Raw genomic sequence first — 25303 nt, 5'->3', positions numbered from 1 at the left:
CGGCGATCCGGTGTCACCCGGGGGCGGCGTGCCGCCGCGTCGCACCCCCGTCGAGACTCTAGTCTGCACACGTGCCCGACTCCTCGACGCATCACCCCCCTGAGTTCGCGGCCGCACTCGAATCACTGCGTGCGGCCTCCCCCCGCGCGGAATTGCGCGTGCAGGAGATCCCACCGCCCGGCTCGCTCGCACCGTTCGCGGTCGCGCTGTCCGCCGACGTCGCCCCGTCCCCCGGACCTCACGGCGACGATTCGGAACTCGGCACGGGCCGATTCGTTCTGCTCTACGATCCGATGGAGCCCGAGCCGTGGGGCGGCCGCTTCCGCATCGTCTGCTTCGCCCAGGCCCCACTGGAGACCGATATCGGCCTCGACCCCTTCCTCGCGGACGTCGCGTGGTCGTGGCTGGTGGACGCCCTGGACGCACGAGGAGCCAACTACGTGGCGGCATCCGGCACCGCGACCAAGATCCTCTCGACCGGCTTCGGCGAACTGGCGCGGCAGGGCGACGGCGCCCAGATCGAGCTCCGCGCCTCCTGGACGCCGCTCGACGCAGGCATCGCCGCGCATGTGGAAGGCTGGAGCGAACTGTTGTGCATGCTGGCCGGGCTGCCTCCCCGCTCCGAGGGGGTGACCGCACTGCCAAGACGGAGGTCGAATCGTGGATGAATTGCGGGTCATCGAGACACCCGCCGACTTCGACGACGCGGTCCGCCGCCTCGGCGAGGGCGAAGGCCCGATCGCGGTCGACGCCGAGCGCGCCAGCGGCTTCAAGTACTCCCAGCGCGCGTACCTGATCCAGATGTACCGGCGCGGAGCGGGCACGTTCCTCTTCGACCCGCCCCGGATCCCCGACTTCTCCGCCCTGCAGGCGGTCATCGCCGACGAGGAGTGGGTGCTGCACGCCGCGAGCCAGGACCTCGCGTGCCTGCGCGAGGTCGGCCTCGACCCCGATCGGATCTTCGACACCGAACTCGCCGCGCGCCTGCTCGGCATGCCGAGGGTCGGGCTCGGCGCGGTCGTCGAGGAGCTGCTCGGCATCCATCTCGCGAAGGAGCACTCGGCTTCCGACTGGTCGACGAGGCCGCTTCCCCAGCCGTGGCTGACGTACGCCGCCCTCGATGTCGAGCTGCTGGTCGACGTGCGCGACCGTCTCGTCGAGCGCCTGGCCGAGACCGAGAAGACCGCACTCGCCGCCGAGGAGTTCGAAGCGGTCCTCCGCCGCGAACCCAAGCCGATCGGGCCCGAGCCCTGGCGCCGGCTCTCGGGCATCCACGCCGTGCGTTCGCCGCGCAATCTCGCCGTCGCACGGGAGCTCTGGCTCGCGCGCGACGAGTTCGCCTCCTCCTCGGATGTCGCGCCGGGACGCCTCGTGCCCGACGCCTCCCTCCTCGCGGTCGTGAAGGCCCTCCCCCGAACGCGCAAGGCACTCGCGGACCTGCGCGCGTTCACCGGACGCGCGAGCCGGACCGAGCTGGATCGGTGGTGGGCCGCCGTCGAGCGAGGCCTGGCCACCGAGGACCTCCCCGCGACCCGCGTGCCGAACGATGCCCCGCCGCCGCCGCGGGCGTGGGCCATGCGCAATCCCGAGGCCGACGCGCGACTGCGCTTCGCGAAGGCCGCGGTGACCGAGATCGCCGAGTCCCTCGACATGCCCGTCGAGAACCTGCTGACCCCCGATCACCTCCGGCGGCTCGCGTGGCATCCGCCCGTCTCCCCCGATGTCGACGCGGTGCGCGCCGAACTCCTGCGCCTCGGTGCGCGGAGCTGGCAGGTTGACGCTACGGCACAGAACATCTCGATCGCCTTTGTGGAGGCATCACAAGCGGTGCTCGACGCCGAGAAGCCGGTTTCGTAGGAACCGTCAAGCGATTCAAGGCCCCTCAGGCGCATTCGTAGGATCGACTCATCCAGATCGAAAGTGAGCTGCAGCGTGGCACATCAAGCTGATGTCGTGTTCGTCGACGGAGTCCGTACTCCGTTCGGCAAGGCCGGCGAAAAGGGCATGTATTGGAACACCCGAGCCGACGACCTCGTCGTGAAGGCGATCGTCGGACTCCTCGAGCGCAACCCGAACGTCCCGAAGGATCGCATCGACGAGGTGGCGATCGCGGCGACGACGCAGACCGGTGACCAGGGCCTCACGCTCGGCCGCACGGCGGCGATCCTCGCAGGCCTGCCCAAGACGGTCCCGGGCTTCTCGATCGATCGGATGTGCGCCGGTGCGATGACCGCCGCCGCCATGATGTCCGGCTCCATCGGATTCGGCATGTACGACCTGGCAATCGCCGGCGGCGTCGAGCACATGGGACACCACCCGATGGGATCCGGCGTCGATCCCAACCCGCGATTCCTCTCCGAGCGCCTCGTCGGCGAGGACGCCCTCGTCATGGGTGCGACCGCCGAACGCATCCACGACCGATTCCCGCAGCTGACGAAGGAGCGCAGCGACCGCTACGCCCTCGCAAGCCAGCAGAAGACGGCTGCCGCATACGCCGCCGGCAAGATCCAGCAGGACCTCGTCCCCGTGGCGATCCGCACCGAGCAGGGCTGGGGCCTCGCCACGCAGGACGAGGTCATGCGCCCCGAGACCACGCTCGAAGGACTCGCCGGCCTCAAGACCCCGTTCCGCCCGCACGGGCGCATCACGGCCGGCAACGCCTCGGGGCTGAACGACGGCGCCACCGCGGCGCTGCTCGCCTCCGGCGACACCGCGAAGGAACTCGGCCTCTCGCCGAAGATGAAGCTCGTCAGCTACGCCTTCGCCGGCGTCGATCCCGAGATCATGGGCATCGGCCCGATCCCGGCGACGGAGAAGGCCCTGCGCAAGGCCGGACTCACCATCGCGGACATCGACCTCTTCGAGATGAACGAGGCGTTCGCGGTGCAGGTGCTCTCGTTCCTCGATCACTACGGCATCGCCGACGATGACCCCCGGGTCAACCCGTGGGGCGGCGCGATCGCGGTCGGCCACCCCCTCGCCTCGTCGGGCGTTCGCCTGATGAACCAGCTCGCGAGCCAGTTCACGGAGCGTCCCGACGTCCGCTACGGCATCACGAGCATGTGCGTCGGCCTCGGCCAGGGCGGCACCATGATCTGGGAGAACCCGAACTTCGACAAGAAGGCGAAGAAGCGCGCATGACCGACTACTCGACCATCGACTTCGACTCGCTCGTCGCCCTCGCCGGCGATGACGAGGTCGTGACCCACTCGTACGTCCGCGACATCCGGTTGGCCTCCGGCAAGACGCTCGCGCTCGTGACCCTCGACAACGGCCGCGACCACACGCGACCCAACACGCTCGGAGCGGCCACCCTGCTCGAGTACGCGAGCACGCTCGACGCCCTGAAGGCCAGGGCCGCCGCCGGCGAGATCGACGCGGTCGCCGTGACCGGCAAGCCGTTCATCCTCGCCGCGGGCGCCGACCTGTCCAAGGTCGCCGAGATCCCCGACAAGGAGACCGCCAAGAAGTTCGTCCAGCTCGGGCACCACGCGCTCGGCAAGCTGTCGGATGTCGGCGTGCCGTCCTTCGTCTTCACGAACGGCCTCGCGTTGGGCGGCGGGCTCGAGATCGGCCTGCACGCCGACTACCGCACCGTCGATGCATCCGCTCCCGCGCTCGCACTGCCCGAGGTCTTCCTCGGACTGATCCCCGGCTGGGGCGGCGCGACGATCCTGCCCAACCTCATCGGCATCGAGAACGCCCTCAAGGTGATCATCGAGAACCCGCTGAAGCAGAACCGCACGATGAAGGCCCAGGACGCCTTCGACCTCGGCATCGCCGATGCGATCTTCCCGTCGGTGAACTACCTCGAGGATTCGCTGAAGTGGGCCGACGGCGTGCTGAACGGCACGATCAAGGTCAAGCGACCGAACGAGCCCGGCAAGCTCGAGCGGCTCGCGAAGTGGGACATCGCCATCAAGGTCGCCCGCGACATGCTGACCAAGCGCATCGGCACCGTGCCGCAGGCGCCGTACGCCGCGCTCGACCTGATGAAGGCCGCGAAGGGCGGAACCCGCGCAGAGGGGTTCCAGCGCGAGGACGAGGTGCTGGCCGACCTCATCGCCGGAGACCAGCTGCAGGCGTCCATCTACTCGTTCAACCTCGTGCAGAAGCGTGCGAAGCGCCCCGCCGGCGCGCCCGACAAGGCGCTCGCCAAGAAGGTCACGAAGGTCGGCGTGCTCGGTGCCGGATACATGGCGAGCCAGCTCGCCCTGCTGTTCGTGCGCCGCCTGCAGGTGCCCGTGGTCATCACCGACATCGACCAGGAGCGCGTCGACAAGGGCGTCGCCTACATCGCGGGCGAGATCGACACGCTGCTCGGCAAGGGTCGCATCTCCCCCGACGAGGCGAACCGGTTGAAGGCGCTCGTGACCGGCACGACCGACAAGGCCGACTTCGCCGACTGCGACTGGGTCATCGAGGCCGTGTTCGAGGAACTCGAGATCAAGCAGAACGTGTTCGCCGAGGTGGAGCAGTTCATCTCCCCCGAGGCGGTGCTCGCCACGAACACGTCGTCGCTCTCGGTCGAGCAGATCGGCGCGAAGCTCGCCCACCCCGAGCGACTCGTCGGATTCCACTTCTTCACCCCGGTCGCCCTCATGCCGCTGATCGAGGTCGTCAAGACGTCGCACACCGACGAGGCGACCCTGTCGACGGCGATGGTCGCCGCCAGGAACCTGAAGAAGAACGCCGTCATCACGGCCGACACGCCCGGGTTCGTCGTCAACCGCCTCCTCGCGGTGCTCCTCGGCGAGGCCATGAAGGCCGTCGACGAGGGCACCTCGTTCGAGACGGTCGACAAGGCGATCGCCCCGCTCGGCCTGCCCATGGCCCCGTCGGCGCTGCTCGACCTCGTCGGCCTCAAGGTCGGCGCCCACGTGCTCGACACGCACCACGCCGCATTCCCCGACCGCTTCTACCGGAGCGAGAACCTGCACAAGCTGGCCGACTACGGCAAGCTGCTCGACAAGGACGACAAGGGCAAGGTCAAGGGCTTCGACAAGGGCGCCCTCAAGCTCGTCGCCGGCGGCACGAACCCTCGCAGCGCCGAGGACATCCTCGTCTCGCTTCAGGACGGTCTCGCACGCGAGATCAAGCTCATGCTCGACGGCGAGGTCGTCGCAGCGCCTGAGGACATCGACCTGTGCATGATCCTCGGCGCGGGCTTCCCGTTCCAGATGGGCGGCGTCACGCCGTACCTCGACCGCGTCGGGGCGTCCGAGCGCGTGTTCGGTGCCACGTTCCACACGCCGCCCGTCCGCGGGGTCGAGGCGTAACGACCACCAGACGGCGAAGGGGCCGGATCCGCACCCGCGGATCCGGCCCCTTCGCCATGCGGACGCACGCGTCGGCGCAATGACCGCAGGCGGCTCGGGCTGTTGTGCCCGAGGTCAGCGATCGCCGGCGACGATCGCCGTCGACCCCGTTTCGTTCGAGACTCCCCGAGCGTGCGGCAGCTTCGACCCGAGCACCATGCCCATGACGTCCTGCGCGATGTCCTGTGCCGTGAGACGCGTTCGCTCGAGGATCTGCGCACGGGTGGCATGATCGAGGAACTCGTCGGGAAGTCCGACCTCGGTCACCGCGGTGTCGACACCGGCCTCGCGAAGGTCCTGCCGGATGCGGGTGCCGATGCCTCCGACGCGGATGCCGTCCTCGATGCAGACGACGAGCCGGTGCTCGGCCGACATGCTCACGACGCTTCGCGGCACGGGGACGACCCAGCGCGGGTCGACGACCGTGGCATCGATGCCCTGCGCGGCGAGTCGTTCGGCGACCTCGAGCCCGGTGCCGGCCATCGGGCCCACCGTCACGAGGAGGACGTCCTTGCCCGAACCCTCGCGCAGGACGTCGACGCCGTCGTCGGTACGGCGCACGGCGTCGTAGAACCGCCCGACGCTGCCCTTGGGGAACCGCAGCGCGGTCGGGCCGTCGTCGACGGCGACGGCCTCGGCGAGCTCCTCCTCGAGTCGCACGGAGTCGCGCGGCGCCGCCAGCCTGATGCCCGGCACCACCTGCAGGATCGCGAGGTCCCAGACACCGTGATGGCTCGGACCGTCGGGGCCGGTCACGCCGGCTCGGTCGAGCACGAACGTGACGCCGGCCTTGTGGAGCGCGACATCCATGAGGACCTGGTCGAAGGCGCGATTGATGAACGTGGCGTAGATGGCCACCACGGGATGCATGCCGCCGAACGCGAGACCGGCGGCGGATGCCGCGGCGTGCTGTTCGGCGATGCCGACGTCGATGACCCGCTCGGGGAACCTCTCGGCCATCTTGTGGAGACCCGTGGGACGAAGCATCGCCGCGGTGATGCCGACGATGCGATCGTTCTCGGCGGCCAGCTGGACGAGCTTGTCGCCGAACACGCTCGTCCAGCTCACGGCACCACTGGCCTCGAGGGACTCGCCGGTCTCGGGATCGATCTGCCCGACCGCGTGGAACTGATCTGCGACGTCCTTGAGGGCGGGCTCGTATCCGCGGCCCTTCTCGGTGATCGCGTGCACGATGACCGGCGCACCGTAGTGCTTCGCCTGCTCGAACGCCTCGATCATCGCCGCCACGTCGTGCCCGTGGATCGGTCCGATGTACTTGATGTCGAGGTTCGAGTACAGGGCCTCGTTGTTGGAGAACCGCGAGAGGAAGCCATGCGTCCCGCCGCGCACGCCGCGATAGATCGCGCGTCCGGCGCCGCCCATGCGATCGAACGCCCGCTGGCTGGTCAGGTAGAGGTTGCGGTAGCTGCGGCGCGTGCGCACGCCGTTGAGGAATCGCGCCATGCCGCCGATGGTGGGTGCGTACGAGCGCCCGTTGTCGTTCACGACGATGACCAGTCGACGGTTGTTGTCGTCGCTGATGTTGTTGAGCGCCTCCCACGTCATGCCACCGGTGAGGGCGCCGTCTCCGACGACGGCCACGACCGTGCGATCCTCCTGACCGGTCATGGAGAACGCGCGGGAGATGCCGTCGGCCCAGGAGAGCGAGCTCGATGCGTGTGAGCTCTCGACGATGTCGTGCTCGGACTCCGAACGCTGCGGGTATCCGGCCAGTCCACCCTCCTGGCGAAGCGTCGAGAAGTCCTGACGCCCGGTGAGGAGCTTGTGCACGTACGACTGGTGGCCGGTGTCGAACACGATCGCGTCGCGAGGCGAGTCGAACACGCGGTGCATCGCGATCGTCAGCTCGACGACGCCGAGGTTCGGACCGAGGTGCCCGCCCGTCTTCGCGACGTTGCGCACCAGGTGCTCGCGGATCTCGAGAGCCAGTTGTTCGAGCTGCTCCTTCGAGAGAGCGTCGAGGTCGCGGGGACCTCCGATCGACTCCAGAAGGGACATCGAGACCACCTTTCGTCCACGTCCCGGGGCAGCCGGGGCATCACGCCATTCTACGCGGTCGGGCTCCCTGCGCCCGGCTGTCGGCGCTCGAGCCGGAAGGCCCGGACCGCCTGCGTCGCCCCGCCCGATGGTGCTGTCGAGAGTTCGACCGCCGCACCGTACTGTTGAATCGGACCGCGGGACCCGCGGCCGGAGAGAGGCCGTCATGGAGATCACCCAGCTTCGCCAGTTCGTCGCCGTCGCGTCGGAAGGGCATCTCGGACGTGCCGCCACCGCGCTCGGGGTCTCCCGGGCAACCCTCCGATCGTCGCTCGACGCGGTCGAGGCCGCCGTCGGCACATCGCTGGTCACCCGCACGGCCGACGTGGTCGAGCTCACCGCCGACGGCGAGCGATTCCTCGTCACGGCACGCGACGAGATCGCCGCGGACGATGCCGCGAAGACCCCGGCGAAGCCGAACACCGGCGGCAAGGCGAAGGCGTCCAAGGGCAAGGGGCGCGCTCCGAAGGTGAAGGGGCAGCCGCTGCCGTACAAGAAGCGCCAGTCGCGCTGACGGGCGACGGCAGACGCTCAGGCTCCGGCCACGTGCCGACGACCGAACCCGCCCGACGGGACGGGCAGGTACGCGGATCGCCCGCTCCCCCGCCGGATGAGTCCGGAGCAGGAGAACGGGCGATTCTCGTTGGCGCTCAGACGAGCGAACGCAGCACGTACTGCAGGATGCCGCCGTTGCGGTAGTAGTCGGCCTCACCGGGCGTGTCGATGCGCACGACCGCGTCGAACTCGACGGTCTGCTTGCCCTCGGGCGAGTGCTCGGTCGGAGCCGCGACCACGCGCACGGTCTTCGGCGTGACGCCCTCGTTCAGCTGCTCGAGACCCGAGATCGAGACGACCTCGGTTCCATCGAGACCGAGCGACGCCCAGCTCTCGCCCGCGGGGAACTGCAGGGGCACGACACCCATGCCGATGAGGTTCGAGCGGTGGATGCGCTCGAAGCTCTCGGTGATGACGGCCTTCACGCCGAGGAGGCTGGTGCCCTTCGCCGCCCAGTCGCGCGAGGAGCCGGAGCCGTACTCCTTGCCGCCGAAGATGACGAGCGGGGTGCCCTGCGCCTGGTAGTTCTGGCTGGCGTCGTAGATGAACGACTGCGGCGCGTCGGCCTGCGTGAAGTCACGCGTGTAGCCGCCCTCGACGCCGTCGAGGAGCTGGTTCTTCAGGCGGATGTTCGCGAACGTGCCGCGGATCATGACCTCGTGGTTGCCACGGCGCGAGCCGTAGGAGTTGAAGTCCTTGCGCTCGACCCCGTGCTCGGCGAGGTAGCGCCCAGCGGGGCTGTCGACCTTGATGTTGCCGGCCGGCGAGATGTGGTCGGTGGTGACCGAGTCGCCCAGCTTGGCGAGCACGCGCGCTCCGACGATGTCGGCGACCGGGGTCGTCTCCATCGTCATGCCGTCGAAGTACGGGGGCTTGCGCACGTAGGTCGACGCCTCGTCCCACTCGAAGGTCGAGCCTGTGGGGGTCTCGAGCCCACGCCAGCGCTCGTCGCCCTCGAACACGCTCGCGTACTGCGTGACGAACATGTCGGTGTCGATCGAGGTGTCGATCGTGCGCTGCACCTCTGCGGCGTCGGGCCAGATGTCCTTCAGGAACACGTCGTTGCCGTCGCGGTCGGTGCCGAGCGCGTCGGCCTCGAAGTCGAAGTTCATCGACCCGGCGAGGGCGTACGCGATCACGAGCGGCGGGCTCGCGAGGTAGTTCATCTTCACATCGGGGTTGATGCGGCCCTCGAAGTTGCGGTTGCCCGAGAGCACGGCCGTGACGGCGAGGTCGGAGTCGTTCACCGCGGCCGAGATCTCGTCGAGCAGCGGGCCGGAGTTGCCGATGCACGTGGTGCAGCCGTAGCCGACGGTGTAGAAGCCGAGCGCCTCGAGGTCGGCGGTCAGACCGGCCTTCTCGTAGTAGTCGGTGACGACCTTCGAACCCGGCGCGAGGGTGGTCTTGACCCACGGCTTCGCCTTCAGGCCCTTCTTCGCCGCGTTGCGGGCGAGGAGGCCGGCGGCGAGCATGACCGAGGGGTTCGACGTGTTCGTGCACGAGGTGATCGCGGCGATCGCCACCGCACCGTGGTCGAGCACGAAGTTCTCGCCGGAGGCGAGGGTGACATCCGTGGGCTTGGACGCCGTCACAGGTGCGTGGCTCTTGTGGGTGTGGTGGTGGTGCGAGTACTCGTCTTCGGGCGAGTTGCCAGGGGCGTCGGACGCCGGGAAGGACTCCGAGCCCTCGAGGTCGACGAGGTCGTGCTCGACGGTCGCGTAGTCGAGCAGGGCGCTCTCGAACGCGGACTTCGAGTTCGAGAGCTCGATGCGGTCCTGCGGACGCTTCGGCCCGGCGATCGACGGGACGACGGTCGAGAGGTCGAGTTCGATGTACTCGCTGAAGACCGGCTCGTTGTCGGCGTCGTGCCAGAGCTTCTGCGTCTTGGCGTACGCCTCGACCAGGGCGAGCTGCTCGGCGCTGCGGCCAGTGAGGCGCAGGTAGTCGATGGTCACGTCGTCGATCGGGAACATCGCGGCGGTCGAGCCGAACTCGGGGCTCATGTTGCCGATGGTCGCGCGGTTGGCCAGCGGCACGGATGCCACGCCCGAGCCGTAGAACTCGACGAACTTGCCGACGACGCCGTGCTTGCGCAGCATGTCGGTGATGGTCAGGACGACGTCGGTCGCCGTGACGCCCGTGGGGATGGCGCCGGAGAGCTTGAAGCCGACGACCTTGGGGATGAGCATGGAGACGGGCTGGCCGAGCATGGCCGCCTCGGCCTCGATGCCGCCGACGCCCCAGCCGAGCACGCCGAGGCCGTTGACCATGGTCGTGTGCGAGTCGGTGCCGACGCAGGTGTCGGGGTACGCGCGGAGCACGCCGTCGACCGTGCGGTCGTAGATGACCTTCGCCAGGTGCTCGATGTTCACCTGGTGGACGATGCCGGTGCCGGGCGGGACGACCTTGAAGTCGTCGAACGCCGTCTGGCCCCAGCGGAGGAACTGGTACCGCTCGCCGTTGCGCTCGTACTCGATCTCGACGTTGCGCTCGAGGGCGTTCTCGGTGCCGAAGAGGTCGGCGATGACCGAGTGGTCGATGACCATCTCGGCGGGCGAGAGCGGGTTGATCTTGTTCGGGTCGCCGCCGAGTGCGACGACCGCCTCGCGCATGGTGGCGAGGTCGACGATGCACGGCACGCCCGTGAAGTCCTGCATGACCACGCGCGCCGGCGTGAACTGGATCTCGGTGTCGGGGTCGGCGGTGGGGACCCACGAGCCGAGCGCCTCGATCTGCTGCTTCGTGACGTTCGCACCGTCTTCGGTGCGGAGCAGGTTCTCGAGCAGCACCTTCAGGCTGAACGGAAGCTTCTCATGGCCGGGAACCGTGTCCAGCCGATAGATCTCGTATGAGGTGTCGCCGACTTGGAGCGTGTCCTTCGCCCCAAAACTGTTCACTGCAGACACGATGTCCTCTCCTTCGCGAGTGCCGCGCGAACGCACGCGCAACACTCCATCTTCGCCGTCAGACGCAGGACCGATCCAGCAAGGGTAACCTAAGCGTCCCGGTGTCCGACAGGCTCCGCATGAGCGCGGAATTTATCTTGACGTCGAGATAACTCTATCACTCGGCGGATCGCGCGGAAGACGGGTAGACCGCCCTGACGACGAGCCACGTGAACACGAGGACGAGGGCGTAGAGCGGCACGCCCATCAGCAGTCGCGAGACGCCGAGGGCGGCGACGTTGTCGACGAAGTACAGCGGGACCTGCACGAGCAGGCGTGCGGCGAAGAGGCCGATCCACACCAGCGTCAGGAACTGCGCGACGCGCATCTTGCGCCGATCGGCGCGCCACGCGGTGCCGTCGCCCATGAGGAACCCGACGATCACGCCGATCGCCGGCCAGCGCACCAGCATGGAGACGAGCAGCGCGAGCGCATAGGCCGCGTTCGTGAAGAAGCCCAGAACGTAGTTGTCGCGCGCGTCGCCCGACCACAGGGACAATGCGGCCGAGGCGATGACCCCGATGAGTCCGGCGATGGCCTGCGTGGGCTGGCCCTTGGTCGCGATGCGCACGGCCGTGAAGACGACGGCGAGGCCGACCGACGCCGCGAGTGCCGGCACGAGCGCAGCCTGCGTCTGCCAGCCGGCGACGCTGGTGAGCATCGCGTAGGCGACGAGGAAGACGAGACCGGGCAGGAGCGCCTCGAGCACGCCTCGGACCCCGCCGACGGCACGCAGCAGGTCGCCGCCGCTCAGCTTCTCGTCGCGCGCCAGCGCGCCGAGACCGCTCTTCTCCGCCGCGGCGGCGAACTGGCGGGCGAACTCGCCCGACGAGTCGTCGGACGGGGCATCGGCGCCGTCGGGCCGCTCGGAGTCGGGTCGCGAGTCCGGTTCGGTCATGCTCACGCGGTGGGCGTGCCGGTCGCCGCCGTCGGCATGCGGAGCGGGATGAGGTCGCGCGGCGGCATCGGCGTCGTGCCCCGCACGACGACGATCGAACGGAAGAGGTCCTCGATCTTGGCCGCCGCCGCGGGATCGACCGCGGCCTCGCCGGCGATCACGCCACGGAGGAACCAGCGGGGTCCGTCGACGCCGATGAAGCGCGCGAGCCGCTGGTGGCCGGCCTGCCCCTCGGCGGCCGCCACGGGGATCTGCGCGAGGACCTCGGGACCGAAGGCCCCGTCGCGAACGGTCGTCGTGCCGCCCTGGCGGGCGATCTGGTCGGCGATCTGCGCACGGATCTCGTGCCAGAGGCCGCTGGTGCGCGGTGCGGCGAACGGCTGGACCTGCAGCGTGGAGTTGGCGTAGTCGAGCCCGATCGCGACGACGCGCTTCGTGCCCTCCTCGACCTCGAGCCGCACGTGGAGCCCATCACGGGGAAGCACCTTGACGCCCCCGAGGTCGACGTACGGGCGAACGGGGTTCGCCTCCGACTCGTCGAACGGACCGGCCTCGGCACGGTCCTCGGGTGCGGACTTCGGCTGGTCGACGGGGATGTCGTCGATGTTGTCGATTTCGCTCACGCGTTCACTCCTGACTTGTGCTCACCGAAACCGGTGGAGCCGAATCCCCCCTCGCCGCGCTGGCTCCCGGGGAGCCGCTCGACTTCGATGAACCGAGCACGGCTCACCGGCATGACCACGAGCTGCGCGATGCGATCGCCCGCCTCGATCGTGTACGACTCGTTCGAGTCGGTGTTCAACAGCGCCACCTTGATCTCGCCGCGGTATCCCGCGTCGACCGTGCCCGGTGCGTTCACGATGGTGATGCCGTGCTTGAAGGCGAGCCCCGAGCGGGGCACGACGAACCCGACGTACCCGTCGGGCAGCGCGATCGCGACGCCGGTGGCCACGGTCGCCCGCTCACCCGGTCGGAGCACCACGGACTCGGCGGCGTGCAGGTCGGCCCCGGCGTCGCCGGCGTGGGCGTACGTGGGGACGCGGTCAGCGGTGATGAGCACCTCGACGGAATCGGTCACCGTTCGAGGGTAGTGCAGAAGTCTGATCGAATAGAGCCATGCCCGACTACCGTGAACGCCTGTGGCCCAGTGCGTGGATCTACATCGCCCCCCTGCTCCTGATCCCGGCCAGCATCCTGACGCTCGCCCCGGTCTCCCTGCCGGCGGGCATCGTGACCGGCCTGATCCTCTACGGTGCGACGGCCGGGGCGTTGACGGTGACGTCCCCCACGATCGAACTCCACGACGGGATGCTCCGCGCAGGGCGCGCCGAGATCCCCGTCGAGCACACCGGGCACGCGGTCGCCGCATTCGACGCGGATGCGCGGGCCGAGACCGGGGTGCGGTTGGATGCACGCGCCTACCTCGTGATCCGAGGCTGGGTGAAGCCCGTCGTGCGGATCCCGATCGTCGACGACGCGGACCCGGTCCCCTACTGGCTCGTGTCGAGCCGCAACGCAAAAGAATTGGCCGCCGCGATCAACAGATCGCGACGGCCGGAGCTCGGAGAGCACGCCGGTTAGGCGGCGCACTCCTGGCAGATCGGACCGAGCTTTGACTCGTGGTCGATCTGCGATCGGTGCTTCACGAGGAAGCAGTTCACACACGTGAATTCGTCAGCCTGCGGGGGCAGCACGACGACGTCGAGTTCGACGTCCGAGAGGTCGGCACCGGGCAGGTCGAACCCACCGGGGTTGTCGGCGTCTTCGACATCCACAACACCCGACATCTTGTCGGGCACGCGCTCCTTGAGGGCCTCGATCGACTCGGAGTCGTCCTCGGTCTTCCGTGGTGCGTCGTAATCCGTTGCCATTCCCATCCATTTCGTCAGCGCCGAAGATTCGGCGGCCATAGTCTGCATCAAATCATCGCCATTGGCAAACCATTCATGCTGGTCTACCATTTGCACCCTCTCAACTTCCGGCGCGCCCGGGGTATTCCCAGAGTCGCCGCATCCGACGTGGCATCCTTGGGCGGAGACAGAGGCACGGAAGGGCTTGTCGAGATGCAGGAACTCAAAGTAATCGGAGTCGAGAACGGTGCACTGCTGGCCGCATCCGACGATGGCGCGCGATTCCGGATCGAGATCGACGAGGTGCTGCAGTCGCGCATCCGTCAGGCGCAACCCGACGTGCACACCGGCCCGAAACCCTCTCCCCGCGAGGTGCAGGCGCTCATCCGGTCCGGGCTCTCGTCCGAGGATGTCGCGCAGGTGACCGGAGCTTCCGTCGAATACGTCCGACGGTTCGAGGGGCCGGTCGTGGCCGAGCGCGAACACGTCGTGACGAGCGCACTGGCCGTCCCCGTGCACGCGGTGATCGACACCGACGGCGACGAACCGGTGACGTTCGGCCTGGCGATCCGCGACCGTCTCGCGAAGCTCGGCGCCGAAGGCGAGCGGTGGGCGAGCTGGAAGGACGAGGAGCGCGGCTGGATCGTCAAGCTCGAGTTCACCGCCGATGCCATCGACCACGACGCCCGCTGGGGATTCGAGCCCCGCAAGCAGTCCCTGCAGCCGCTCAACTCCGAGGCGACGACGCTCTCCCAGCAGGGCGAACTGAAGGGGGGCCTCATGCCCCGCCTTCGCGCAGTCGGACCGGACTCCGAGGACTCCCGGTTCGACAGCGGCGCCTTCACGTTCGAAGAGCCGACCGATGCCGTGGCCGACACGGCGCCGCACCTGGAGCCGTTGCCGTACGCACGATCCACCCCCGGTGTCTCGAGCCCCGCCGTGTCCCGTGCCGCCATCAAGCGCGCCGACGAGCCGGCTCAGGCCCTCGGCGAGACGGCAGACCTCCTCGAGGCGCTGCGTCGTCGCCGCGGAGAGCGCGAGGCGACCTCGAGCGAGCCCGAGCAGCCCGAACTGGCGTTCTCCGAACCAGCGGACGAGCTGCTGCGCCCCGACGAGGACTCGGCCCCCGAGGAGCGGTCGAGCAACCCCACGAGATCGCTCTGGGGCGGCAAGGCGTCGGCGAGCCCGGCTCCGAACGCGTCCAACCGGGCCCCGAAGAAGGGCCGCGCATCGATGCCGAGCTGGGACGAGATCGTCTTCGGCGCGCGCACCGACGACGACTTGGCCTGACTCCCCCATCCGCAGGACCGGCCGCGGCATCCGCCGGTCAGCGTGTCGGAGTGCGCACGCGCAGCCACGCCAGCATCAGGCCGCCGACCACGAGCCCCCAGAACGCCGAGCCGAGGCCGACCACGGCGATGCCCGACGCCGTCACGAGGAACGTGCTGATCGCCGGGATGCGCGAGGCGGGCTCCTCCAGGGCGCCCGTGACCGAGGTGACGAGCGCGCCGAGCAGGGCCAACCCGGCGACCGCGGTGATGATGATCGGCGGCGACGCGTGCACGATCGCCGCGGCGAAGCCCGCGCCGACACCGAGCACCAGGTAGGACACTCCCGCTGACACGGTCGCCCTCCATCGGCGTTCCGGGTCGGGGCTCGCCTCGGGGCCGGCCATGATCGCGGCCGTGATGGCGGCGAGGTTGATCGCGTGGCCGCCGAAGAGCGCCGAGCCGAGCGTGCCGACGCCCGAGGCCACGAGCACTGGGCGCGGTGGGGTCTCGTAGCCGAACGTGCTCATGACCGCGAACCCCGGCACGTTCTGGCCGGCCATCGTCACGACGAACAGCGGGAGGCCGAGCCCCACGATCACGGCAGGATCGAACACGGGCGGCACGAACTCGAGCGCCGGGAGCACCGCGGAGGACTCGATCACGGACGGGCCGGCGAGGATCGCGATGCCGATCACCGCGACCGCCATCGCCGCGGGCACGGCCCAGCGCGGGGCAAGGCGAGCGAGCAGAAGCCAGACGAGCACCATCGGGATCGCGATCGCCGGTTGCTCCACCGCGGCCGTGACCGGCGCGATGCAGATCGGGAAGAGGATGCCCGCGAGCATGGCGCTCGCGATGGGCTTCGGGATCGACGTGATGAGTCGACCGAACGTCGGCCAGAGTCCTGCGACGACGATGAGCGCACCGCAGACGAGGAACGCCCCGACCGCGGCGCCGAACTGCTGGGTCGTCGCCGCGGCGGAGACGAGCAGGGCCGCGCCGGGCGTCGACCAGGCGAACGAGACCGGGATCCGCAGCAACATCGGGAGGACGATGCAGGTCACGCCCGTTGCGATGCACAGCGCGACGAGCCCGGATGCCGCCTGCGCATCGCTCGCACCGACCGCGGTGAGACCGGCGATGACGAGCGCGAACGAGCTCGCGAAGCCCGTGATCGCGGCGATGACGCCCGCGACGATCGTCTGGAAGATGGCCGGGCGGGGTTAGGCGGACTTCTCGGCGCGTCGCGCCTTGTGCGGCACGATCGTGGGAGCCGCGTTGTCGAGGACCGCCGCCTTGGTCACGACGACCCGTGCAACGCCCGTGGACGAGGGCACCTCGAACATGATCGGTCCGAGCACCTCCTCCATGATCGCGCGGAGGCCGCGCGCCCCGGTCTGACGGAGCACGGCGAGGTCGGCGATCGCCTGGAGCGCCGCCTCCTCGAAGTCGAGTTCGACGCCGTCGAGTTCGAACATGCGCTGGTACTGCCTGACCAGCGCGTTCTTGGGCACGGTGAGGATCTCCATGAGGGCCTCGCGGTCGAGCGGTGTGACGGTCGCGACGACGGGCAGGCGGCCGATGAACTCGGGGATCAACCCGAACTTGTGGAGGTCTTCGGGGAGCACCTCGCTGAAGAGCTGCGCGTCGCTCTCCTTGTTGTGCAGCGGTGCGCCGAACCCGATGCCGCGCTTGCCCGCGCGCGAGGAGATGATGCTCTCGAGCCCGGAGAATGCGCCGGCCACGATGAACAGCACGTTCGTCGTGTCGATCTGGATGAACTCCTGGTGCGGGTGCTTGCGCCCGCCCTGCGGCGGGACGGAGGCCACTGTGCCCTCGAGGATCTTCAGCAGCGCCTGCTGCACGCCTTCGCCGGACACGTCGCGGGTGATCGACGGGTTCTCCGCCTTGCGCGCGATCTTGTCGACCTCGTCGATGTAGATGATGCCGGTCTCGGCGCGCTTCACGTCGTAGTCGGCGGCCTGGATCAGCTTCAGGAGGATGTTCTCCACGTCTTCGCCGACGTAGCCCGCCTCGGTGAGGGCGGTGGCATCGGCCACGGCGAACGGCACGTTCAGCTGCTTGGCGAGGGTCTGCGCGAGGTAGGTCTTGCCGCACCCGGTCGGACCGATGAGCAGGATGTTCGACTTGGCGATCTCGACATCGTCGTGGGCGCGGTCGGCCGTCGTGAGCGTGGCCTTCGCGCGCACGCGCTTGTAGTGGTTGTACACCGCGACGGCGAGGGCCTTCTTGGCGCCTTCCTGCCCGATGACGTACTCCTCGAGGAAGGCGAAGATCTCCTTCGGCTTGGGAAGCTCGAACTCCCCCGCCGGCGTCTCGCCGGCCTCGGCCAGCCGCTCCTCGATGATCTCGTTGCAGAGTTCGACGCACTCATCGCAGATGTAGACGCCGGGTCCGGCGATGAGCTGCTGGACCTGCTTCTGGCTCTTTCCGCAGAACGAGCACTTGAGCAGATCGGCGCTCTCTCCGATGCGTGCCATCGAACCCTCCCTGTCGACGAATCTGCTCCGAGCCTAGCCCGAGATCGGCGCACGTCGGCCAGACTCGCCCGGATTGATCGGCGCATCGGTTCGCGCGCGGCGAACGCACGAGCGGGTTTCACGCGGCCCCGCACATGACGGATGCCCCGGCGATTCGCCGGGGCATCCGTCAGGTCGTGCGTGCGGTCAGCTCGTGATCGCGGGGATCGACTTGCGCGAGGTGAGCACCTGGTCGATGAGACCGTACTCGAGGGCCTCCTGGGCCGACAGGATCTTGTCGCGATCGATGTCGAGGTTGACCTGCTCGGGCGTACGGTTCGAGTGACGCGAGAGCGTGGACTCGAGCCACGAGCGCATGCGCAGGATCTCGGCCGCCTGGATCTCGATGTCGGATGCCTGGCCGTGGCCGGCCTCGCCCATCGCGGGCTGGTGGATCAGCACGCGCGCGTTCGGCAGCGCCAGGCGCTTGCCGGGCGTGCCTGCGGCCGCGAGCACGGCGGCCGCGGAGGCGGCCTGGCCGAGCACGACCGTCATGACCTCGGGCCGGATGTACTGCATCGTGTCGTAGATCGCCGTCATGGCCGTAAACGAGCCGCCGGGCGAGTTGATGTACATGATGATGTCGCGGTCGGGGTCCATCGACTCGAGCACCAGGAGCTGGGCCATGATGTCGTCGGCCGACGCGTCGTCGACCTGCACGCCGAGGAAGATGATGCGGTCCTCGAACAGCTTCGCGTAGGGGTCCTGGCGCTTGTAGCCGTAGGCCGTGCGCTCCTCGAAGCTCGGGAGGATGTACCGCGAACCCGGCGCCTGCACGCCGTTGAAGGCGGTGCCGCCGAAGGCAGGGATGTTCATTCGCTCGTTCTCTCTTCTCTCGATGCCTACGCCTGGGTTCCGCCGCCGCCGGCGACGTCGAGCGCGGATTCGCGGATGTGATCGACGAAGCCGTACTCGAGGGCCTCCTGCGCCGTGAACCAGCGGTCGCGGTCGCCGTCGGCGTTGATCTGGGCGACCGACTTGCCGGTCTGGGCCGCGGTGATCTCGGCGAGGCGGTTCTTCATCGAGACGATGAGCTGCGCCTGGGTCTGGATGTCGCTCGCGGTGCCTCCGAAGCCACCGTGCGGCTGGTGCAGCAGCACGCGGGCGTTCGGCGTGATGTACCGCTTGCCCTTGGTGCCCGCCGTGAGCAGGAGCTGCCCCATCGACGCGGCCATGCCGATGCCGACCGTGACGATGTCGTTCGGCACGAACTGCATGGTGTCGTAGATGGCCATGCCCGCCGTGATCGACCCGCCGGGCGAGTTGACGTAGAGGTAGATGTCCTTCTTCGGGTCTTCGGCCGCGAGCAGCAGCAGCTTCGCCGCGATCTCGTTGGCGTTCTCGTCACGCACCTCGGACCCGAGCCAGATGATGCGGTCCTTCAGCAGTCGATCGAAAACTCCGGTGCCGGGTGTCGCTTCGGCCATGTGTCGCTCCTTCTGCGTTGTCGCGTTGTGTCGAATCTATCCGGTGCAACACGCGTGAACGCGGCTGTTCGCCCTCGGCGGATGCCGCGTCGCGACGGGTTCGCCCACAGCGGATCGGCGGGGCGCCCGGCCCGCTTCGCGAGGTTCAGTCGACGAGGTCGTTCGCGTAGTTCGTCACCGATCTGGTGTACCGCCGCAGGTGCGGCGCCAGCGCCAGCAGGGCGACGGATGCCGCGCGCTCGGGTTGCGCGGACGACACGAGCGCCAACGCCAGGAACGCCGCGACCTCGTCCCGGTACGGCGCATCGGGGTGCGTGCGGAACTCCTCCTCGAGCAGGCCGAGTGCCCGTCGGTGATCGCCCAGGTTGCGGATGCTGCTCGCCATCTGGATCACGGCCTGCGGGCGATGCTCGTCGTCGAGGCCGAGCCGCAGCGCGCGCTCGTAGAGCGGGACGGCCTGATCGGGGCGGCCGGCGGAGTCGCGCGCCCCGGCGCGCTCGAACTCGGCGCGTGCGTCGTCGGGCCCGCGTTCGGCCGCGATCGCGTCGATGCGCGCGATGACCTCCTCGTCGACCATCGAGCCGGAGGCCAGCGCCCAGACCTCGTCGATACGTCGCTCCCAGTCGTCCATGACGTCCTCCCTCATGTGTTCGCCCCGCGATGGGACGACGCAGGGCCGAACGGAATCCGTCCGGCCCTGCGGCGATGCGTTCGCTCGAACTACTCGGCGTCGGCCTTCTTCGGCGCGCGCTTGCGAGCCGGCTTCTTCTCCTCGACGGGAGCCTCGGCCTCGGCCGGGGTCTCGTCGGCCGGAGCCTCGTCGGCTGCGGACTCGGCGGCGGGCGCCTCGTGTGCAGCGTCGTCGTCGGCGACCACGGCGGTGAACTCGGAGAGGTCGACGGCGTTGCCGGCTTCATCCGTCACCTTGGCCTTGCCGAGCGCGATCGCGAGTGCCTTGTTGCGGGCGACCTCGCCGACCATCGCGGGGATCTGGCCCTGCTGGCTCAGGATCTGCACGAACTCGTTGGGGTCCATGCCGTACTGGGCCGCACCCTGGACGAGGTACTGCGAGAGCTCCTCCTGGCTGACCTTGACCTGCTCGGCCTCGGCGATCGCGTCGAGCACGATCTGCGTCTGGAAGGCCTTGGTGCTCGCCTCGGTGACCTCGGCGCGGTGCTCGTCGTCTTCGAGGCGGTTCTCGCCCTCGAGGTGACGGTGCACCTCGTCCTCGATGACGCTGTCGGCGACCGGGACGTCGACGAGCTCGAGGAGCTTCTCGACGAGGAGGTCGCGGGCCTGCGAGCCCTGGCCGAACGACTTGTTGCGGGCGACCTGCTCCTTGAGGCTCGCGGTGAGCTCGTCGAGCGTGTCGAACTCGCTGGCGATCTGCGCGAAGTCGTCGTCGGCCTCGGGGAGCTCGCGCTCCTTGACGGCGCCGACCGTGACGGTGATCTCGGCGGTCTGGCCCTCGTGCTCGCCGCCGAGGAGCTTCGACGCGAAGGTCGTGGTCTCGCCCGCGGTGAGCGAGTCGAGCGCCTCGTCGATGCCCTCGAGCAGTTCGCCCGAGCCGAGCTCGTAGGAGATGCCCTTGGCCGTGTCGACCTCGACGCCCTCGATCGTGGCGACCAGGTCGAGCGTCACGAAGTCGCCCTTGGCGGCCGGACGGTCGACCGTCACGAGCGTGCCGAAGCGGGTGCGGAGACGCTCGAGCTCCTCGGAGATCTCGTCGTCGCCGACCTCGACGGTGTCGACGGTGAGCTCGAGGCCCTCGTAGGCCGGCAGCTCGATCTCGGGGCGCACGTCGACCTCGATGGCGAGGAGGAGGTCGCCCGAGAAGTCCTTGTCGCTCGGCCACTCGACGATGTCGGCCGAGGGACGGCCGAGGGGGCGCAGCTCGTGCTCGGTCACCGCGGCGCGGAAGAAGCCGTCGAGGCCCTCGTTGACGGCGTGCTCGAGCACGGCGCCCTTGCCGACGCGCTGATCGATGATGGGCGGCGGCACCTTGCCCTTGCGGAAGCCGGGCACGTTGACCTGCTCGGCGATGTGCTCGTACGCGTGGGCGATGCTGGGCTTCAGCTCCTCGGGCGTCACCGAGATGGTGAGCTTGGCGCGAGTGGGGCTCAGCTTCTCAACCGAAGTGGTCGGCATGTGAAGTTCTCCTGTTTGGTGGAAGTTCGTGTCGAGTCTCACGACCCGTCGGGGCGACAGGATTCGAACCTGCGACCTCCCGCTCCCAAAGCGGGCGCTCTAGCCAAGCTGAGCTACGCCCCGAGTCGCTGACTCAACTCGTCAGTCACCACGCGCGGGCACGCCGGAACGGCATGTGCACGGGGTTGACCCCGGAAAGTCTACTGCACGGTCGCGGCGGGTTGCTGCGTGCTCGGCTCGGACGACCGGCGGATGCCCCGCCGCGGACTCCGGCGCGCCTGTGGACGGATCGGCCCCATCGTCGCCCGCTGCTGCCATGGTGGTCCCATGAGCGACCATCCCGCCGCGGCATCCGCGATGCTGCCCCGCTGGCCTGCGGATCCCGCGCAGTTCGTCGACACGACGAGGTGCCCGTCCTGCCTGTCCCCGCTGGCCTCCGCCGTGTGCTCGGCGTGCGGGCTCGACCTCGCGGGCCCGGATGCCGCGGAGGTGCTCGCCAGCGGTCGCCGCATCCACGCCGAGGGTGCTCGACGGGCCGATCTCATCCGACGCATGTACGAAGCGCAGGCGGCCGCCGCCCCGGCTCCGACTCCCCCGCCCATCGCACCCGCGGTTCCGTCAGCACCGGCGGGGGCTGCGGAACCGAAGGCCGGCGGCGACCCGGCGCCCGCTCCGACCTCCGCGCCCGCCGAGCCGGTCCTTGGGGCGGTACCGGCGCCCTCCCCCGCCCCTGCGCCCGTCACCGCGACCGCGGACTCGGCGCCCGTAGCGCCGGCTCCCGCGGTTGCGACGGGTCCGCGTCGCTCGGGGGTCCAGGTCCTCCTCCTCACGCTCGGCGTCGTCCTCATCTCCGTCGCGGCGATCGTCTTCCTCTTCGTCGCGTACCTCGTCGCGAGCATCGAGGTCCGGTCGGTCATCATCGCCGTGGCGAGCGTGCTGGTGCTCGGCCTCGCGTGGCTGCTGCGCACGCGACGGCTCCCGGGCACCGCCGAGGGCGTCGCATCCGTCGCCGTCGTCCTGCTCCTGCTCGACGTCTGGATCGTCCGGGCGAACGCCCTCTTCGGATCCGACCTCGTCGACGGATCGACGTACACGGGCTGGGCGCTCCTCGTGGTCGCGGCGCTGCTGGCCGGGACGCGGGCGGTCAGCGGCATCCGCGCACCGGGACTGGCCGCGGCCGGCCTGCTTCCCACCGGCGTCCTCCTGCTCGGCATCGGCGCCGCAGCCGATCCCGGCACCGGGTTCTGGGCCGGCGGCCTCGCGGTGTCCGTCCTCGGTTCGCTGGCCGCGCTCGCGCCGAGGACGGCCGAACGCGCGGTCGTGCTCGTCGCGGGGTACGGCGGGGGCGCCCTGGCACTCCTCGCCGCACCATGGGCGCTCCCCGCACTCCCCTGGTCGCAGGCGTGGGCGTTCCTCGGCGGTGCCGCCGTGTGGGCACTGGCCTGGTTCGTCTGGCGCCGGGTGCACCAGGTGTGGGCGGACTCCGCGGCCGCCGTCGCGGGATTCGCGCTCGCGCTCGCTCCGGCGGTCTCGGCCTTCGCCGAACTCGCGCCGGAGGTGTCGGTCTGGGCCGCACCCGCGGCCACCGGCGTGGTCGCGTGCCTGCTGGCGGCGATCGTCGGACGACGCGCGCCGCAGCGACGAGGCGCACTGTGGGCCCTCGTCGCAGCGCTGGTCGTCGCAGCCGTCACGACGGGCCACGGCATCGTGATCGGCATCGACGCGATCCGCGTCCGGCTCTCCGCCAGCGCCCCCGCGTGGTCGGATGCCGACACGTCCTCCAGCATCACGACGATGCAGGCGGGCGCCGCGGCGGTGCCCCTGATCGTCGCGCTCGGCGCGACGGCGGTGCTCCTGCTCCTCGGGCGCCTCGGCAGGCTGTCCGCGGTGCCCATCGGGGCGCTCGGCGCGGGCGTGCTGTTCATCGGCGCGATGGTCCCCAGCCCGTTCGGCTCCGCCGTGACGATGCTCGCCCTGACCGCCGGCTCGCTGCTGGCCGCCGCGTTCATCCGCGTACCGGGCGTCCAGGACGCCTCGCTGCGGGTCGTGCTCGTCGTGATCGGCGTCTCCGGCGGCGCGATCGGGTGGATCGTCGGATTCGCCGCCACCTCGATCTGGCCGTGGGTCTCGCTCGTCGTGCTGGTCACGGTATTCGGCGGACGACTCCTCGCCGGCCGGATCTGGTCGCCCACGACGTCCGAGGCGATCGGGCTCGTGCACACGACGACCCTTGGCGTGCTCGCCGCGACGACGCTCGGCGCGCTCGTCCCGTGGCTCGATGCGGCGGGCGCCGCGTTCGAGCAGCCCGCGTCCGCGGCGTGGATCTGCCTGGGATCCGCTGCGGCGATCCTCATCGCACTCACGGCTCTGGTGCCGCTCGGGTCGATGGGCGACCGCGTCGCCTTCACGGTGCCGATGCTGCTCGCCGCGACGCTCGCCGTGGGCGCACTCCTGCTGACGCCGACCGAGGGCGGCCCGACCTGGGCCCCCGCCGCCGGCCTCGCCGTCGCCGGCGGGCTCTGGCTGCGACCGTCCGCACCGCAGGCGCTCCGCGTGGCGGTCGCCGCACTCGTCCCGCTCGCGATCGCCGCCGCAGCCGGCAGCATCGCGTTCCTGCTGCTCGACGCCGAGGCGAGCGGATACGTGCTCGCCGGCGTCGTGCTCGCCTCGGCAGGCCTCGCCCACCTGCTCGCGCGCCCGCGGCCCGACGCCGCGACCGCGGCGTGGGTCGCCGCAGTCGTCGCCCTCGGGATGCTGGCCCTCGCGACGACCGTCTTCGTCCCGGGCGAGTCGTGGCTCGTCCTCGCGATCCTCGCGCCCGTGCCCATCCTGCTCTGCTCGGTCGCGGGCGACCCGATCGGCGGCGATGCGCCCACACGGCACCTGTCATGGCTGAGCGCCGGCCTCGCGATCCTCTCGCTGTACGCCTGGCTGGCCGGCGACGGAGTCACCGCGGTCGAGGCCTATACGCTGCCGCTCGCGGCCGTGCTGGCCGCCTGCGGCGCCCTCATCTCCTGGCGACGCGCTCCGTCCACGCCGTCCGGCGTCTCTCGCGGACGCACCGCGCTCTTCGCCTCGGCGGCCGCGATCGCGGTGCTGCCGAGCGTGGGCTCGACGGCGGCATCCGACCCGCGCGCGCTCATCCTCGTCGCCGGGGGTGCCGTCTTCATGCTCGCCGCGATGTTCCTCCCCGAATCGAGCCGCGGGGTGCCCTGGCGACTGCTCATCGCGCTGACCGGCTGGTCCGCGGCGTCCATCGCGGCCGTGGTCCGCGGCACGTCCGTCGCCCTGGGTTCGGAGAGTCCCCTCCCGATCGAGTTCTGGCCGGTCCTCGGCCTCGTCGCGGGCCTCGCCCTGTCCGTCGGATGGGCGAGGAGCTCCTCGCGGCCGCCCGTGGTCGCCGAATGGCTCGCCGCGGCATCCGTGGTGCTCGCTGCGATTCCCACCCTGACCGCGATCGTCTCGGGCGAATCCGCGACCCTGCGAACGGGCGTGCTCCTGACGCTCCTGGGCGCTGCGGCCATCGTCGGCACGGCCCTGCGCGCGCGACCGGCGTCGGGCCCCGTCTTCACCTGGACGATGCGCGGCCTGCTCGTGCTCAGCGGACTCGTCGCGCTCGCGAGCAAGAACGTCGAGCCGTTCGACGTGGTCACGGTCCCGATCGGCATCGCGCTCATCGCCACGGGCGCGATCGCCATGACCCGCAGCGCCACGGGAAGTTGGCGGGCGCTCGGCATCGGCTTGGCCGTGCTGCTGATCCCGCCGTTCTGGGCGGACTTCTCCGACCCGCAGCTCTGGCGCATCGTCGCGCTCGGCGTCGCCGCCCTCGCGGCGCTGGTCGTCGGCGCCCAGCGACGACTGCAGGCGCCGTTCGTGCTCGGCGGTACGGTGCTGCTCGTGCACGCCGTCGTGCAGTTCTGGCCGGCGATCACCGTGCTCTACGAAGCCGTCTGGTGGTGGCTGTGGCTCGGCCTCGCCGGGGTCGTGCTCGTCGCGCTCGCCGCGACCTACGAACGGCAGATGCGACTCGCACGGAACACCATCAGGTCGATCGCCGCGATGCGCTGACCGGGCGCCTGCGCGAACCGGGCCGCCGCGTGTACTACGATGATCTGGTGCCCGCGAGCGGGTCACGGGGATGTAGCTCAATGGTAGAGCCTCAGTCTTCCAAACTGATCACGCGGGTTCGATTCCCGTCATCCCCTCCCCATCGAAGCCCCGGGACGCGCATCGCGGCCGGGGCTTCGATGGGGAGGGGATGACGGGAATCGAACCCGCGTGATCAGTTTGGAA

At 69.9% G+C, this 25303-nt stretch carries 20 protein-coding genes and 2 tRNA genes; 9 read left to right on the top strand and 13 right to left on the bottom strand.

Annotation, left to right across the window (positions count from 1 at the left end; translation table 11 throughout):
- Nucleotides 1-71 precede the first annotated feature (71 nt).
- The 4 genes from ACR3IO_RS18445 to ACR3IO_RS18430 all read left to right on the top strand — a co-directional run bounded on the left by ACR3IO_RS18445 (nucleotide 72) and on the right by ACR3IO_RS18430 (nucleotide 5279).
- A complete protein-coding gene (locus ACR3IO_RS18445) occupies nucleotides 72-668 on the top strand; it encodes a DUF3000 domain-containing protein (protein ID WP_434072685.1) in 597 nt (198 codons plus the stop codon).
- The gene (locus ACR3IO_RS18440) at nucleotides 661-1857 is read left to right on the top strand and encodes a ribonuclease D (RefSeq protein ID WP_434072684.1); all 1197 of its coding nucleotides are present in this window, start codon (nucleotides 661-663) and stop codon (nucleotides 1855-1857) included. The genes ACR3IO_RS18445 and ACR3IO_RS18440 overlap by 8 nt, the downstream gene beginning before the upstream one ends.
- Before the next feature lie 75 nt (nucleotides 1858-1932).
- Nucleotides 1933-3141, top strand: coding sequence for a thiolase family protein (locus ACR3IO_RS18435; protein ID WP_434072683.1), 1209 nt, complete (start codon nucleotides 1933-1935; stop codon nucleotides 3139-3141).
- The gene (locus ACR3IO_RS18430; protein WP_434072682.1) at nucleotides 3138-5279 is read left to right on the top strand and encodes a 3-hydroxyacyl-CoA dehydrogenase NAD-binding domain-containing protein; all 2142 of its coding nucleotides are present in this window, start codon (nucleotides 3138-3140) and stop codon (nucleotides 5277-5279) included. The genes ACR3IO_RS18435 and ACR3IO_RS18430 overlap by 4 nt, the downstream gene beginning before the upstream one ends.
- Before the next feature lie 114 nt (nucleotides 5280-5393).
- On the opposite strand, the gene dxs is transcribed toward ACR3IO_RS18430, so the two are convergent.
- Nucleotides 5394-7337: a 1-deoxy-D-xylulose-5-phosphate synthase gene (gene dxs / locus ACR3IO_RS18425; protein ID WP_434072681.1), complete on the bottom strand. Its 1944-nt coding sequence runs from the start codon at nucleotides 7335-7337 to the stop codon at nucleotides 5394-5396.
- Between the two features lie 205 nt (nucleotides 7338-7542).
- On the opposite strand from dxs, the gene ACR3IO_RS18420 reads away from it, so the two are divergent.
- A complete protein-coding gene (locus ACR3IO_RS18420; RefSeq protein WP_434072680.1) occupies nucleotides 7543-7890 on the top strand; it encodes a LysR family transcriptional regulator in 348 nt (115 codons plus the stop codon).
- A gap of 136 nt (nucleotides 7891-8026) precedes the next feature.
- On the opposite strand, the gene acnA is transcribed toward ACR3IO_RS18420, so the two are convergent.
- From acnA to dut, 4 genes are all read right to left on the bottom strand, one after another.
- Nucleotides 8027-10837: an aconitate hydratase AcnA gene (acnA, locus tag ACR3IO_RS18415; protein ID WP_434072679.1), complete on the bottom strand. Its 2811-nt coding sequence runs from the start codon at nucleotides 10835-10837 to the stop codon at nucleotides 8027-8029.
- A gap of 157 nt (nucleotides 10838-10994) precedes the next feature.
- A complete protein-coding gene (locus tag ACR3IO_RS18410) occupies nucleotides 10995-11774 on the bottom strand; it encodes a DUF3159 domain-containing protein (RefSeq protein WP_434072678.1) in 780 nt (259 codons plus the stop codon).
- 2 nt (nucleotides 11775-11776) lie between these two features.
- Nucleotides 11777-12397: a DUF3710 domain-containing protein gene (locus tag ACR3IO_RS18405; protein ID WP_434072677.1), complete on the bottom strand. Its 621-nt coding sequence runs from the start codon at nucleotides 12395-12397 to the stop codon at nucleotides 11777-11779.
- Nucleotides 12394-12852, bottom strand: a complete 459-nt coding sequence (gene dut, locus ACR3IO_RS18400) for a dUTP diphosphatase (protein ID WP_434072676.1) — start codon at nucleotides 12850-12852, stop codon at nucleotides 12394-12396. Before dut ends, ACR3IO_RS18405 begins: the two co-directional genes overlap by 4 nt.
- A 38-nt stretch (nucleotides 12853-12890) precedes the next feature.
- Here dut and ACR3IO_RS18395 point away from each other — a divergent pair, with 38 nt between their 5' ends.
- The gene (locus tag ACR3IO_RS18395; protein WP_434072675.1) at nucleotides 12891-13355 is read left to right on the top strand and encodes a DUF3093 domain-containing protein; all 465 of its coding nucleotides are present in this window, start codon (nucleotides 12891-12893) and stop codon (nucleotides 13353-13355) included.
- On the opposite strand, the gene ACR3IO_RS18390 is transcribed toward ACR3IO_RS18395, so the two are convergent.
- Entirely contained in the window at nucleotides 13352-13645 is a 294-nt protein-coding gene (locus tag ACR3IO_RS18390; RefSeq protein ID WP_055857482.1) for a DUF4193 domain-containing protein, read from the bottom strand. The two genes, ACR3IO_RS18395 and ACR3IO_RS18390, sit on opposite strands and share 4 nt — an antisense overlap.
- 75 nt (nucleotides 13646-13720) lie before the next feature.
- Between ACR3IO_RS18390 and sepH the strand changes: the two genes are divergently transcribed.
- Entirely contained in the window at nucleotides 13721-14914 is a 1194-nt protein-coding gene (gene sepH, locus ACR3IO_RS18385; RefSeq protein ID WP_434072674.1) for a septation protein SepH, read from the top strand.
- Between the two features lie 37 nt (nucleotides 14915-14951).
- Here sepH and ACR3IO_RS18380 read toward each other — a convergent pair whose 3' ends face one another.
- The 7 genes from ACR3IO_RS18380 to ACR3IO_RS18350 form a co-directional block, all read right to left on the bottom strand.
- The gene (locus ACR3IO_RS18380) at nucleotides 14952-16070 is read right to left on the bottom strand and encodes a benzoate/H(+) symporter BenE family transporter (RefSeq protein WP_434072743.1); all 1119 of its coding nucleotides are present in this window, start codon (nucleotides 16068-16070) and stop codon (nucleotides 14952-14954) included.
- Between the two features lie 48 nt (nucleotides 16071-16118).
- Nucleotides 16119-17396, bottom strand: a complete 1278-nt coding sequence (gene clpX, locus ACR3IO_RS18375) for an ATP-dependent Clp protease ATP-binding subunit ClpX (protein WP_434072673.1) — start codon at nucleotides 17394-17396, stop codon at nucleotides 16119-16121.
- A 186-nt stretch (nucleotides 17397-17582) separates the two neighbouring features.
- A complete protein-coding gene (locus tag ACR3IO_RS18370; protein ID WP_434072672.1) occupies nucleotides 17583-18251 on the bottom strand; it encodes an ATP-dependent Clp protease proteolytic subunit in 669 nt (222 codons plus the stop codon).
- Between the two features lie 26 nt (nucleotides 18252-18277).
- Nucleotides 18278-18898 (bottom strand): ATP-dependent Clp protease proteolytic subunit, encoded by a 621-nt coding sequence (locus ACR3IO_RS18365; protein WP_434072742.1) that lies wholly within the window; start codon nucleotides 18896-18898, stop codon nucleotides 18278-18280.
- A 109-nt stretch (nucleotides 18899-19007) separates the two neighbouring features.
- Complete coding sequence (locus ACR3IO_RS18360) at nucleotides 19008-19493, bottom strand: tetratricopeptide repeat protein (RefSeq protein WP_434072671.1); 486 nt, start codon at nucleotides 19491-19493, stop codon at nucleotides 19008-19010.
- Between the two features lie 89 nt (nucleotides 19494-19582).
- Nucleotides 19583-21010 (bottom strand): trigger factor, encoded by a 1428-nt coding sequence (tig, locus tag ACR3IO_RS18355; RefSeq protein ID WP_434072670.1) that lies wholly within the window; start codon nucleotides 21008-21010, stop codon nucleotides 19583-19585.
- Nucleotides 21011-21058: 48 nt separating this feature from the next.
- A tRNA-Pro gene (locus ACR3IO_RS18350) sits at nucleotides 21059-21133 on the bottom strand.
- A 204-nt stretch (nucleotides 21134-21337) separates the two neighbouring features.
- On the opposite strand from ACR3IO_RS18350, the gene ACR3IO_RS18345 reads away from it, so the two are divergent.
- Both ACR3IO_RS18345 and ACR3IO_RS18340 read left to right on the top strand, forming a co-directional pair.
- Nucleotides 21338-25078 (top strand): SCO7613 C-terminal domain-containing membrane protein, encoded by a 3741-nt coding sequence (locus ACR3IO_RS18345; protein ID WP_434072669.1) that lies wholly within the window; start codon nucleotides 21338-21340, stop codon nucleotides 25076-25078.
- A 66-nt stretch (nucleotides 25079-25144) separates the two neighbouring features.
- A tRNA-Gly gene (locus ACR3IO_RS18340) sits at nucleotides 25145-25215 on the top strand.
- Nucleotides 25216-25303: the final 88 nt, after the last annotated feature.

It is taken from the genome of Agromyces sp. Marseille-Q5079 (assembly GCF_051016555.1).
GTDB lineage: Bacteria > Actinomycetota > Actinomycetes > Actinomycetales > Microbacteriaceae > Agromyces.
This window is presented reverse-complemented; position numbering and strand designations above follow the sequence as displayed.

Excerpts from the sequence above, each read along its gene's own strand:
- ACR3IO_RS18410 (WP_434072678.1), bottom strand. The coding sequence starts at position 11,774 with ATGACCGAACCGGACTCGCGACCCGACTCCGAGCGGCCCGACGGCGCC.
- tig (WP_434072670.1), bottom strand. The coding sequence starts at position 21,010 with ATGCCGACCACTTCGGTTGAGAAGCTGAGCCCCACTCGCGCCAAGCTC.
- ACR3IO_RS18370 (WP_434072672.1), bottom strand. The coding sequence starts at position 18,251 with ATGAACATCCCTGCCTTCGGCGGCACCGCCTTCAACGGCGTGCAGGCG.
- ACR3IO_RS18345 (WP_434072669.1), top strand. The coding sequence starts at position 21,338 with ATGAGCGACCATCCCGCCGCGGCATCCGCGATGCTGCCCCGCTGGCCT.
- ACR3IO_RS18395 (WP_434072675.1), top strand. The coding sequence starts at position 12,891 with ATGCCCGACTACCGTGAACGCCTGTGGCCCAGTGCGTGGATCTACATC.
- ACR3IO_RS18390 (WP_055857482.1), bottom strand. The coding sequence starts at position 13,645 with ATGGCAACGGATTACGACGCACCACGGAAGACCGAGGACGACTCCGAG.
- dxs (WP_434072681.1), bottom strand. The coding sequence starts at position 7,337 with ATGTCCCTTCTGGAGTCGATCGGAGGTCCCCGCGACCTCGACGCTCTC.
- ACR3IO_RS18420 (WP_434072680.1), top strand. The coding sequence starts at position 7,543 with ATGGAGATCACCCAGCTTCGCCAGTTCGTCGCCGTCGCGTCGGAAGGG.
- ACR3IO_RS18430 (WP_434072682.1), top strand. The coding sequence starts at position 3,138 with ATGACCGACTACTCGACCATCGACTTCGACTCGCTCGTCGCCCTCGCC.
- ACR3IO_RS18360 (WP_434072671.1), bottom strand. The coding sequence starts at position 19,493 with ATGGACGACTGGGAGCGACGTATCGACGAGGTCTGGGCGCTGGCCTCC.
- clpX (WP_434072673.1), bottom strand. The coding sequence starts at position 17,396 with ATGGCACGCATCGGAGAGAGCGCCGATCTGCTCAAGTGCTCGTTCTGC.
- sepH (WP_434072674.1), top strand. The coding sequence starts at position 13,721 with ATGCTGGTCTACCATTTGCACCCTCTCAACTTCCGGCGCGCCCGGGGT.